The 12022-nt window shown below is 26.5% G+C and carries 9 protein-coding genes; 6 read left to right on the forward strand and 3 right to left on the reverse strand.

Features of this window, described 5'->3' with window-relative positions:
* The 4 genes from DAD81_RS04780 to DAD81_RS04795 all read left to right on the forward strand — a co-directional run bounded on the left by DAD81_RS04780 (nt 1) and on the right by DAD81_RS04795 (nt 3857).
* The gene (locus tag DAD81_RS04780; RefSeq protein ID WP_111707094.1) at nt 1-417 is read left to right on the forward strand and encodes a response regulator; all 417 of its coding nucleotides are present in this window, start codon (nt 1-3) and stop codon (nt 415-417) included.
* A 246-nt stretch (nt 418-663) separates the two neighbouring features.
* The gene (locus tag DAD81_RS04785) at nt 664-2472 is read left to right on the forward strand and encodes a PAS domain-containing sensor histidine kinase (protein ID WP_179950023.1); all 1809 of its coding nucleotides are present in this window, start codon (nt 664-666) and stop codon (nt 2470-2472) included.
* A 6-nt stretch (nt 2473-2478) separates the two neighbouring features.
* Nucleotides 2479-2895 carry a response regulator gene (locus DAD81_RS04790; RefSeq protein ID WP_111707096.1) on the forward strand — a complete coding sequence of 139 codons (417 nt, stop codon included), beginning with the start codon at nt 2479-2481 and terminating at the stop codon, nt 2893-2895.
* A 77-nt stretch (nt 2896-2972) separates the two neighbouring features.
* Nucleotides 2973-3857, forward strand: coding sequence for a PD40 domain-containing protein (locus DAD81_RS04795; protein WP_157961080.1), 885 nt, complete (start codon nt 2973-2975; stop codon nt 3855-3857).
* On the opposite strand, the gene DAD81_RS04800 is transcribed toward DAD81_RS04795, so the two are convergent.
* Entirely contained in the window at nt 3849-4904 is a 1056-nt protein-coding gene (locus DAD81_RS04800) for a lactonase family protein (protein ID WP_111707098.1), read from the reverse strand. The two genes, DAD81_RS04795 and DAD81_RS04800, sit on opposite strands and share 9 nt — an antisense overlap.
* Before the next feature lie 194 nt (nt 4905-5098).
* Between DAD81_RS04800 and DAD81_RS04805 the strand changes: the two genes are divergently transcribed.
* The gene (locus DAD81_RS04805) at nt 5099-8848 is read left to right on the forward strand and encodes a PAS domain S-box protein (RefSeq protein ID WP_111707099.1); all 3750 of its coding nucleotides are present in this window, start codon (nt 5099-5101) and stop codon (nt 8846-8848) included.
* Nucleotides 8849-8857: 9 nt separating this feature from the next.
* On the opposite strand, the gene DAD81_RS04810 is transcribed toward DAD81_RS04805, so the two are convergent.
* Nucleotides 8858-9259, reverse strand: a complete 402-nt coding sequence (locus DAD81_RS04810; RefSeq protein WP_111707100.1) for a hypothetical protein — start codon at nt 9257-9259, stop codon at nt 8858-8860.
* Between the two features lie 48 nt (nt 9260-9307).
* Nucleotides 9308-10327 (reverse strand): phenylalanine--tRNA ligase subunit alpha, encoded by a 1020-nt coding sequence (gene pheS, locus DAD81_RS04815; protein ID WP_111707101.1) that lies wholly within the window; start codon nt 10325-10327, stop codon nt 9308-9310.
* Nucleotides 10328-10588: 261 nt separating this feature from the next.
* On the opposite strand from pheS, the gene gdhA reads away from it, so the two are divergent.
* Nucleotides 10589-11932, forward strand: coding sequence for an NADP-specific glutamate dehydrogenase (gene gdhA / locus DAD81_RS04820; protein ID WP_111707102.1), 1344 nt, complete (start codon nt 10589-10591; stop codon nt 11930-11932).
* Nucleotides 11933-12022 lie beyond the last annotated feature (90 nt).

The following is a 12022-nucleotide window of genomic DNA, read 5'->3' on the forward strand; positions in this document are numbered from 1 at the left end:
ATGAAAAAACCTTTTATCATATGTATAGTTGATGATGATGAAATTTATCAATATACAATCACTAAAACTTTAGAAACACATAATTTATCTAGAAAAGTACTTATGTTTTCAGATGGTGAAGAAGCATTAGATTTTATGATTGAAAATGTTGCAAATATTAAAGATTTGCCTGATGTTATTTTTTTAGATATAAATATGCCAATAATGGATGGTTTTCAATTTATGGAAGAGTACGTTAAAATAGCTCCAAAAGTTGGTAAAAATATAACTATTTATATGGTATCTTCTTCAGTAGATCCTATTGATATAGAAAGAGCTAAAAAGATAAGTGAAATTTCTGATTACATTATAAAACCTATTAATTCTAAGGAGCTTGCTGAAATTGTTAGTTCTTTAGAAAACAATGGACAGATTTAAATAAAACTTAGTATTTTTAACCAAAAATTTTAAACTTTAGTGTTTATAATAGTTTACCCCAAACTATTAAAAAAAATGAAAAAGATTATTAGCCCCAAAAAAATCAAAAAAATTATCTCTACTAAAAAAATTAATTCACTATTAATAGTAATTTGTTTTTTTGTCTTATCAGTTAGTTTATTAATAATTGCTGGGTGGTTGTTTCATACACAAAATATTTTAGGTGTAAACTCTGAGGGACCAACAATGAAATTTAATACAGCATTATCATTTTTTTTACTAAGTACTTGTGTGTTATTTTTTATAAAAGAAAGCAAATATTATAAATCCTTAAATGCAATTATAATTAGTGGAGTGCTATTTTTAGCATCATTAACTTTATTAGAGTATATTTTTAGTATTAATTTAGGTATTGATACTATTTTTATTAAAGATACTTCTACAACAGTTTTACCAGGCAGAATGTCACCAATTACAGCTGTTGGGTTTTTGCTTCTAGGAATTGCTATTTGGGGAATGCAATCTAAAAAGAAACAAACTAATAAAAGAACTCAATTTGTTTTTATTGTTATAATATTATTCTCCTTATTTTTAGTTTTAAGTTATTTTTTACAGATGCCAGGAGAAGAAAATTTGAATTTTATTAATTCAGCCGCCTTTCAAACTGGATTAATGTTTTTTTTGTTTTCAAGTATACTTTCTTTAAAAAACGCATCAAAAAAATTTTACAATTTAGTTTTAAGTAAATATGCAGGAAGTAAATTAATAAGAATAATAGTACCGTATAACTTTATAATGATTTTGTTAATGAGTTTTACGTTATTATATTTAGTAAACAATAATATTGTTAGTTTTAATTTTGGGTTTATAATTTATATAATTATTGCTTTAATAGTTTCCATTTTTTATATTATTGGTATTGCTGTTCAAATAAATAAAAGAGATTTAGAAAGAGAAATTTTTAAAAATTCATTATATCAAACTAATTTTGAACTTAAACAGTTTAAACAAGCTTTAGATGAAAGCTCTATTGTTGTAACTACTGATGCAAACGGTATTATCACTTCGGTAAATGATAAGTTTTGTGAAATTTCTAAATATAGTAGAGACGAGCTTATTGGTAAAACACATAAAATTATTAATTCAGGTCATCATTCAAGAGCATTTTTTAAAGAGCTTTGGGGAACAATTAAAAGTGGTAAAGTTTGGATTGGAGGTATAAAAAATAGAGCAAAAGATGGTAGTTTTTATTGGGTACACACTTCAATTATTCCATTTAAAAATGAAAAAGGTGAAATTTATCAATTTCTTACAATAAGACAAGATATTACGAGCCTTACAATGCTTTCATCGCAATATGAAAACTTACAACTAAAAAATAAGGAAATAGAACAATTTACATATATTGCTTCACATGATTTGCAAGAACCCTTACGATCTATAAGAGGAATGGTTAATATTTTAAAGCAAAAGAAAATAAATGAAATAGATGAAGTAACTAATAATTGCGTAAATTTTATTGATAGATCTACAACTAGAATGAGCAGTTTAATAAAGGGTCTTTTAGATTATTCTCGTATTGGAGCTGATAAAGTATTACAAGAGGTTAATATTAACGAAATATTAAATACTATAATAATTAATGATCTTTCAGGTAATATAAAAGACTCAAATGCAACAATTGAGGTAGGCCAACTACCAACAATAAAAGTTTATAAAAAGGAGCTTCATTTGTTATTTTTAAACTTAATAAGTAATGCTATTAAATTTCATAAAAAGGATCTTAATCCTCAAATTAAAGTATCAGTTGATAGAGATGATCAATATTGGAAATTCTCTGTTACAGATAATGGTATTGGAATTGAAAATTTAAATAATCGTAATATTTTTGGAATTTTTCAAAGGTTAAATAGAAGAGGTAATTTTGACGGAACAGGTATAGGATTGGCACATTGTGATAAAATTGTATATTTACACGGAGGTGAAATTTGGGTAGATTCAGAATTGGGAGAAGGAACAACTTTTTACTTTACAATTCCAATAAATTTAAATTAAATAAATATGAAGAAAAAGTTAAACTGTATTTTATTAATTGACGATGATGACGCAATAAATTTTATTCATGATTGGGTTATTAATAAAGTTGATTGTGCTGAAAAAGTTGAGATGGCTGAAAATGGAATAGAAGCACTTAAGTACCTCGAGTCAACAAGTGAAGGTAAACACCCTCAACCAGATCTTATTTTTTTAGATATTAATATGCCAGGTATGAATGGGTGGGAATTTCTTGAAGAATACCATAAACTTGATGAAAGTAAAAAAGGAAAAATAGTATTAGTTATGTTAACTTCTTCATTAAACCCAGATGATTTAACTAAAAGTAAAAACATTATAGAGGTTAGTGGTTTTCAAAATAAACCATTAACAGTTGAACTAATGCAAGGTATTTTAAAAGAGCATTTTGAAGATTATTTATAAATTAAATTAGTATGCATTAATTTTGTTTTAAAAAACTGTATTTAATTTTTATGCAGAGATTTAAAATATTGTTTCATATGAAAAATAGAATATTCATAATTGTACTTTTATTTTTAAACTATGTAAGTGCTCAAGAAAAAATACTTATTAGTGAGAATAATAACATTAAGTTATACGAATCACAAGCATCCATAAATTCTGATGGAAATATTTTTCCTACCATTTATAAAAATGGATTAATTTATTCCTCTAAAGGTAAATTAGATAATTATAAGTTGTTTTTTACGGACGATAAACTAGCGTCTAAAAAAATAAAAATTGGGGCTAGTTATGCTCTTGGAGCTTTATCTATTTATAATAATGAAGTTTATTTTACAGGGGTTGCTAAAAGAATAGGTAAAAATTATAGTTATAATTTTACTGTGGTAAAAGGTGTTATTGATGGTTTAAAAATTAAACAAAATAGGCCTCTTAATATTTGCAATAAAGATTTTTCATATACCTATCCATCAATTTCAAAAGATGGGAAAAAAATGATTGTTGTAACAAATGAACAAGAATCTTTACACTTATTAGAGTTTGTTAGAAATGATAAAAATGAATGGGAAAAGGGAGATGTAATATTTATTTGCCAACCAGATTATGAAATTATTAACCCTATTTATTATAATAAAAATACCATATATTTTTCGTCTAATCTTAATAAAGAAGGAGCTATAAGATCATTATTTGTAAATAAAAATGATAAGATTTATTTAGAAGGGATAACTAAAGAAACAGGTGATTTTAATATATATAAATTAGAAAGAGAAAACGGTATATGGGGAATCCCCCAAAAAGCAGATTCTTTTAATTCTGAATTTGATGATTTAGGAGTTATTTTTAAAGACGAAAAAAGTGGTTATTTAACAACTTATAGATATAATGATTCTGAAAACATTTATTACTTCGAATTAAAATAATAAGCAAACAGGGCTTGGAGCACTAAAACTCTTAAAAAAATCTAATTTACCAGAATTTTTATCAATATTAAATACGCTTATATTATTACTTTTTTTATTTGCTACTAGTAAAAATTTACCATTTGGACTTAACGTAAAGTTACGAGGCCAGTCTCCTTCTACATCTATACTTTGTACTTTTTGAAGCAAACCATTCTTTTTATTTATTTTAAAAACTACAATGCTATTCTCACCTCTGTTAGAACCGTATAAAAATTGTTTGTTTTTAGATAAATGAATATCAGCACAGGAGTTTTTACCGGTATAATCATCTTTTAAGGTACTAATATCTTGAATGTTTTTATAATTATTTTTGTCTTTCTTAAGAACGGAAATTGTTGAATTTAATTCATTTATCACAAAAATATATTTTCCTTTTTTTGAAATTTCAAAATGTCTAGGGCCTGCACCATCTTTCATTTTGTAATTTTTATTCAATGTATAATTATTGTTGTTTTCAACATAATGAGCTAAAAAATCTCGTCCAAGATCGGCTATAAATAGGTTGTTTTTAAAAAATTGAGCTGAATGAGCCCTAGATTTATCATTAGGTAAATTATGATCCAAAACTTGAAATGCCTTATCAATACTTCCGTTATTATTTACATTGTAAATAGAGATGGTTCCGCCTCCATAATTTGAAACAACTAATTTGTTATTAGATTTGTTTAATTGAATATGGCAAGGGCCAGTTCCATTACTATTTACCTTATTTATAAAGTTTAATTTACCGTTTTTAGCAACTGAATATGATATAGCATATTGGCTTTTTTTATCTTTACTTACAGTATAAAGATATTTTTTATTAGATGAAAATGTTATAAATGAAGGGTTTTCAACGCTAGCTACAAGTTTTTTATGAGTTAATTCTCCTGTTTTAGTGTTAAAGTTGTAGCTGTAAATTCCTTCACTGTTTTCCTCAGTAAAGGTTCCAACATATAAAGGAGTGTTTTGAGCTGCTGTAAAAAAATATAAAAAAGTAAATAAAACAAATAGGTGATTTTTCATTTTTTAAAAATATAAAAAAAATATACAATTCATTGGGTTTTTTAATTTGAATTAATTAACATTTTTGATTAATATGTAATTGAATTTTTATTGATAATTAGTAATTAAAATTTTTTGTAAATTCGTCACCAATTTAATAAACTTTGAAATAATTTTATTTGATATTATTTTTTAGTAAACCCTAAACTCCTAAAATGGCTCTTCAACCTAACCCAATTGAAAGTACATTAGATTTTCTAATTGAAAACGGCTACAATATATCTTCTGATGAATTTTTGAAAAAAACAGCAAAATATTTATCAAGTTGTTTGGGGGTTAAATATGTTTTAATAAGTAAATATTCAGTAAATCAGCCTTTAATTGCTGAATCAATTATCTCTTATGGAGATGGAGGTTTAAAACCAAATATAACTTATAATCTGTTAAATACTCCTTATGAAAATGTAATTGATAAAAGAGTATGTGTTTATCAAGAAAACATTCAAAGTGTTTTTCCTTTAGATAAAATGCTAGTTAATTTGAATGTTAGCGGCTTTGTTGGAATATCTATATTAAACTCAAGTAAAGAGCCTATAGGGTTGCTCTCTGTAATGAATGACGGACCTTTAGAGGATGTAGAAACAATTAAAACAATTCTTAAAATTATTTCTATAAAAATTGAAAAAATACTTGAAAGAATTATTTATGAAGATATTTTATATGAAATTAGAATAAAATTTGAAGAATTATCTAACTCTATCTACGAAGGAATTTTAATTCACGATAAGGGAATAATAAAAAGTGTTAATAAAGCATTTGAAAAAATGTTTGGTTATGCATCAAATGAATTAGTTGGGTTTTATGGAATTGAATTACTTTTTCCAAAAAAGCACCAAGATTTTATTAAAAATAATTTTAAAAATAATTCAGAAAAATTAATAGAAGTAGAAGGTGTTAAAAAAGATGGTTCAATTTTTTCTATTGAAATAATATTAAAAGAAATAAAATCAATTAATAATAAAACAATTAAATTTTGTCTTTTTAGAGATTTAACAAATATTAAACAAAAAGAAATTGAAAACAAAAAGCTTTTAGCAGCTGTAGAACAGAGTGCAAACGCTATAATTATTACAGATATAAATGGTATTATTGAATATGTAAATCCAAAATATTCTAAAATTATAGGTTATTCTAAATCAGAAGTACTAGGCCAAATTCCTGATATTTTAAAGTCTGATTATCATTCAAAAGCATATTTTTCTAATTTATGGAGTACTATTTCATCGGGAAAAATATGGAAAGGAGAATTTCAAAATAAAAATAAAAAAGGTGAACTTTATTGGGAACAAGCTACAATTAGTCAGTTAAAAAATGCAAAAGGAGAAATTACAAATTACCTTGTAATAAAAGAAGATATAAATGAGCGTAAAATTGCTGAGGTAAAATTAAAAGAAGCCTATAAATTAATTAAAGAAAAAGAAGATTATTTAACTAGAATTTTAAAAACTGCAAATGAAGGCTATTGGATAATAGATTTAGAGGATAAAACAGTTAGTGTTAATACCAAAATGTGCTTTATTTTAGGGTATAAAGAATCTGAAATTATTGGAAAACATATAAATGATTTTGTTAATGATAAAAATAATGAAATTTTTAAAAATGAAATTAAAAACAGAAAATTCGGTATATCTTCAAATTATGAAATAGAGTTAATGAATGCTAACGGACAAAGCATTCCTTGCTTGTTTAACGCCTCTCCAGTGTATAATCAAGAAAATATTATAGTTGGATCTTTTGCTTTGGTTACTAATATTTCAAATTTAAAAAAAGTATATAAAGAATTAGAAGTTAAACATCTTGAATTAAAGAAATTAACGAACGAACTATCTGAAAAGAACAGACTTCATTTTGAAATTAAAAACAGATTTAGAAATTTATTTGATGAAAGCCCGGTTTCTTTATGGGATGAGGATTTTTCTGAAGTAAAACAATTTATTAAAGAATCAGGAATTAACACATTAAATATAGAAGATTACTTTAATAATAATCGAGATTTTTTAATTGAATGTATTTCAAAAATTAAAATTATTAGAGTTAATAAAAGCACCTTTGATTTAATAGGTGTTAATTCAATTGAAGAATTAAAAGATCTTTTAGAAACTACAAATACAGAAGAATCTTTTAAAAGTATGGCAAAAGAGCTAACAGCTGTTGCTCAGAATAAGTCAGAGTTTTATGGCGAAACACAATTTAAAAGAGCTGATGGAAAGTTAATTACAGCAATTATAAAATCTGAAATTAATACTAAAGGAAAAGCCATTGTTTCTATTGTTGATATTTCAGCTCTTAAAGAGGTAGAATATGAGCTGAATAAATCTAAAATTAAAGTTGAAAAAAGTGATGAGAGATATAGGCTTGCAGTTTCGGCGGCAGGTTTAGGTATTTGGGATTGGAATATTGAAACGGATTCTATTTATTTTTCAACTTACTATAAAAAACAACTAGGATATAAAAATCATGAGTTCGAAAATAAAGTTTCTAATTGGAGGGACCATTTACATCCAGATGAATCTAAACGAGAACGTCAAAAACTATTAAGTTATTTAAAAAATCCAAAAAAACAGTACATTTCAGAATTTAGATATAGACATAAAAATGGCTCGTATATTTGGATTCTTGCAAGAGCAGAAGTTTTAAAAAATGAGAAAGGAGAGGTAATTAGAATGTTTGGTTCTCATAGAGATATATCTGTAAGAAAAAAAGCTTTAATAGAATTAGAGGAGCAACGTTTAGAGTTAATTAAAGCAAAAGATAAAGCAGAAGAAAGCAATAGGCTTAAAACGGAGTTTTTACACAATATGTCTCACGAAATTAGAACTCCTATGAATGGAATTTTAGGATTTTCTAATTTTTTAAGTGAACCTAACTTATCTGTTGAAAAAAGAAAGTATTACATTAATATAATTAATAATAGTGGAAATCAATTATTACGTGTTATAGATGATATTTTAGAAATTTCTCGTTTAGAAACTAAACAGGTAAAAGTAATTGAAAATTCTGTTTGTATAAATGATTTATTGATGGAATTGTTTTCAATATTCGATTTAAAAGCCAAAGAAAATGGAATTCCTATTTATTTAATGAATCAACTTTCGGATAATGAAAGTACTATTTTCACGGATAGATCAAAGCTTAATAAAGTATTAAGTAATTTACTTGAAAACGCATTAAAGTACACAAATAAAGGGTATATTAAATTTGGCTATCATCTTATTAACAGTCAATTAGAGTTGTTTGTTAAAGATACTGGAATAGGTATTTGTGTAACTAAACAAGAATCAATTTTTGAAAGATTTTCGCAAGAAGAAACAAATCTAACCCTAAATAGTGGAGGTTTAGGTTTGGGGCTATCAATAGCTAAAGAAAATACAGAGCTATTGGGTGGTAATATTTCAATAATTTCAGAAAAAGGTAAGGGATCAAAATTTGTAGTATCAATTCCATACAAACCAGTAAATAAGGTTTTAGAGAATAAAGAATTACAAAGCAAAATAATTAATGAACCAAATAAATATACGGTGCTAATTGTTGAGGATGAGGAAGTTAATTTTATGTTTATTGAAATATTATTAACCGAAAAAATTGATATAGATTTTAAAATTTTACACGCAAAAAACGGGAAAGAGGCTGTTGATATTTGTAAAAATAATGATGCTATTGATATTGTATTAATGGATATAAATATGCCAATTCTAAATGGTTATGAAGCAACAAAACAAATAAGAGTTTTAAAACCCAATTTGCCTATTATTGCTCAAACAGCATATTCTACAATTGAAGATAAAGAAAAAGCAGAAAAAGCAGGATGTAATAGTTTTATATCAAAACCAATACAGGAAAAAACTTTAAGAGATATAATGGATAGCTATTTATTAGTAGCTGATTATAAACATAAAACTAGTTAAACCGAGACCTTATTTAATAATAACTCCTCGTTTATTTAACAAAGGGATCATTCTTAAATTGCCTTCTTTTATTGAGTTTTTTTCAAAAACATATTTTTTATCAAACATTGAAGACGCTTCAAAAAAGGTAACATTAAAAAAGTTTGTAAGTTTTAGTACTTCATCTTGCATTAATTCAACTTTTGCATAAGAATTAGCTGGTAATTTGTCAATTTTATGCCTTAAAACAGCCGTTTCAATTAATTTGTCTTCATCATATCCTTTTGATACTATAAGTACCATTTCTAAAGCTACATTTTTATTATTAATAATATATGCATTCCAATCTTCACATTGAAATTCTTTATTATACTCTTTAACAACCGCCATAAAAACGTCACTTACTTGAGGTATTTCAATATCTTTTTTCATAATAATAAATGGAAAGAAAAATTCCGCTTTAGAGCGGAATTTAATATTTTATATTACAGATTTAAATTGCTCTAAAAAACGAACATCATTTTCATAAAACATTCTAATATCTGGTATTTGGTATAATAACATTGCAATACGCTCAATACCCATTCCAAAAGCATAACCGCTGTAAATTTCAGGGTCAATATTTGCGTTTTTTAAAACATTAGGGTCAACCATTCCGCAACCCATAATTTCTAACCAACCAGTTCCTTTTGTAATTTTATAATCAGTTTCAGTTTCTAATCCCCAATAAATATCTACCTCAGCACTTGGTTCTGTAAATGGAAAATAAGAAGGTCTTAATCGTATTTTAGATTTCCCAAACATTTCTTTAGTGAAATATAACAAAGCTTGTTTTAAATCGGCAAATGAAACATCAGTATCAATATATAAACCTTCTACTTGGTGAAAAATACAATGTGCACGTGCAGAAATATCTTCATTTCTAAAAACTCTACCTGGAGAAATTGTTCTAATAGGTGGTTTATGATTTTCCATATAGCGAACTTGCACTGAAGAAGTGTGAGTTCTTAATAAAATATCTGGATCTGTTTCAATAAAAAACGTATCCTGCATATCTCTAGCCGGATGATATTCTGGTAAATTAAGGGCTGTAAAATTATGCCAATCATCTTCAATTTCAGGTCCTTCAGAAACAGTAAATCCTATTTTAGAGAAAACCTCAATTATTTTATTTTTTACTATAGAAATTGGATGATGAGAACCTAATTCAATTGGCTCTTCAGGGCGGGTTAAATCGCCGTAAAACCCTTTGTCTTCAACAGCATTTTCTAAAACTTCATTTAATGATGAAACTTTATCTTCTGCAGATGTTTTTAATTTGTTTAAAGCCTGACCAAAATCTTTACGTAATTCTGCATCAACATTTTTAAATTCAGCAAATAAATCTTTCAATAAACCTTTACTTCCTAAATATTTAATTCTGAAAGCTTCAATTTCATCTTTAGTTCCCGCATTAAATGCAGCCACTTCACCAATCAGTTCTTTTACTTTATCTAACATTTTATATAAAATTAGGGTGCAAATTTACATAAATTTATTTTGTTTAATTAAAATTTGAAATGATTCCTTTTAACCATTTTTTTTTTAAGAAGCCAATGTTTTCAATAGCTTCAAAAAATTGAAGTTTGGTATTATTACGAAAACGTTTTAGTTTCTTTTTAATATTTCACAAGTAGCCTCTGTAAAATTGAATATAATATTATATATTACATATATTTGTTTAGGTAATTGATTAAATAACAATGTAATACACTATTAATTATGAAATCGAAAATAAAAAAGTTTATGGATTTGGTCAGGCAGCGTAATCAATTTGAACCAGAATTTTTGCAGGCAGTAGAGGAAGTTGCGGAGACAGTTATTCCTTATATAGTTAATAAGGAAATATATTATGGTAAAAACATTTTGTTAAGAATGGTTGAGCCAGAGAGAGTAATTATGTTCAGAGTCCCTTGGATTAATGATGTAGGGGAAATTGTTGTTAATAGGGGGTTTAGAATAGAAATGAATTCAGCAATAGGACCTTATAAAGGTGGTTTGCGTTTTCATCCTACAGTTAATTTAAGTATTCTTAAATTTTTAGCTTTTGAACAAGTGTTTAAAAATGCCTTAACAACATTACCAATGGGTGGTGGAAAAGGTGGTTCTGATTTTGATCCTAAAGCAAAATCTGATGGTGAAATTATGCGATTTTGTCAATCATTTATGGGGGAATTATTCCGTCATATTGGACCAAATACGGATATTCCTGCTGGTGATATTGGTGTAGGAGGTAGAGAAATTGGATATTTATTTGGGATGTACAAAAAATTAAGAAATGAATTTACTGGAGTTTTAACAGGTAAAGGAATGTCTTGGGGAGGATCTTTAATTCGTCCCGAAGCTACAGGTTACGGAACTGTATATTTTGCGCAAAGTATGCTTGAAACAAGAAACGATTCTTTAAAAGGAAAAATAGTAACCGTTTCTGGTTCTGGTAATGTAGCTCAATATGCTTGTGAAAAAGCAACTCAATTAGAAGCTAAAGTTGTTACTTTATCTGATTCAGGTGGGTATATTTATGATGAAGAAGGTATAGATGCTAGTAAATTAGCATTTGTAATGGATCTTAAAAACAATAAACGTGCTAGAATTAGTGAATATATAGATAAATATCCAAAAGCAAAATATGTTGAGGGTAAAAAACCTTGGGGTATAAAATGTGATGTGGCTATGCCTTGTGCAACACAAAATGAGGTAAACAAAGTTGATGCGAAAAAATTATTAGCTAATGGTTGTTTTTTAATAAGTGAGGGTGCTAATATGCCTTCTGACCCTGGTGCAGTTCATGCGTTTCAGGCTGCTAAAATTTTATATGCTCCGGGCAAAGCATCTAATGCTGGTGGTGTAGCAACTTCTGGTTTAGAAATGTCTCAAAACTCTTTACGTATTGTTTGGACACGTGAAGAAGTTGATGAAAGACTTCAAGATATAATGTCTAATATTCATGAAAATTGTATTAAATATGGTAAACAAGATGACGGATACGTGGATTATGTAACTGGTGCAAATATTGCTGGTTTTGTAAAAGTTGCAGACGCAATGTTGGCTCAAGGTGTTGTATAATTTATTTCTTATTTTTTTTTTAAATTTAAGAGGGGTACATTTTTTTTGTAACCCTTTTTACATAAAAATTTATGCATTAAAAATAGTATA

Origin of the sequence: Lutibacter citreus, assembly GCF_003260195.1 — a bacterium.
Classification (GTDB): Bacteria; Bacteroidota; Bacteroidia; order Flavobacteriales; family Flavobacteriaceae; genus Lutibacter; species Lutibacter citreus.

Bases quoted from the DNA above. Each gene is read 5' to 3' on its own strand.
- DAD81_RS04800 (WP_111707098.1), bottom strand. From the start codon at position 4,904: ATGAAAAATCACCTATTTGTTTTATTTACTTTTTTATATTTTTTTACA.
- DAD81_RS04780 (WP_111707094.1), top strand. From the start codon at position 1: ATGAAAAAACCTTTTATCATATGTATAGTTGATGATGATGAAATTTAT.
- DAD81_RS04795 (WP_157961080.1), top strand. From the start codon at position 2,973: ATGAAAAATAGAATATTCATAATTGTACTTTTATTTTTAAACTATGTA.
- DAD81_RS04805 (WP_111707099.1), top strand. From the start codon at position 5,099: ATGGCTCTTCAACCTAACCCAATTGAAAGTACATTAGATTTTCTAATT.
- DAD81_RS04785 (WP_179950023.1), top strand. From the start codon at position 664: ATGAAATTTAATACAGCATTATCATTTTTTTTACTAAGTACTTGTGTG.
- DAD81_RS04790 (WP_111707096.1), top strand. From the start codon at position 2,479: ATGAAGAAAAAGTTAAACTGTATTTTATTAATTGACGATGATGACGCA.
- pheS (WP_111707101.1), bottom strand. From the start codon at position 10,327: ATGTTAGATAAAGTAAAAGAACTGATTGGTGAAGTGGCTGCATTTAAT.
- gdhA (WP_111707102.1), top strand. From the start codon at position 10,589: ATGAAATCGAAAATAAAAAAGTTTATGGATTTGGTCAGGCAGCGTAAT.
- DAD81_RS04810 (WP_111707100.1), bottom strand. From the start codon at position 9,259: ATGAAAAAAGATATTGAAATACCTCAAGTAAGTGACGTTTTTATGGCG.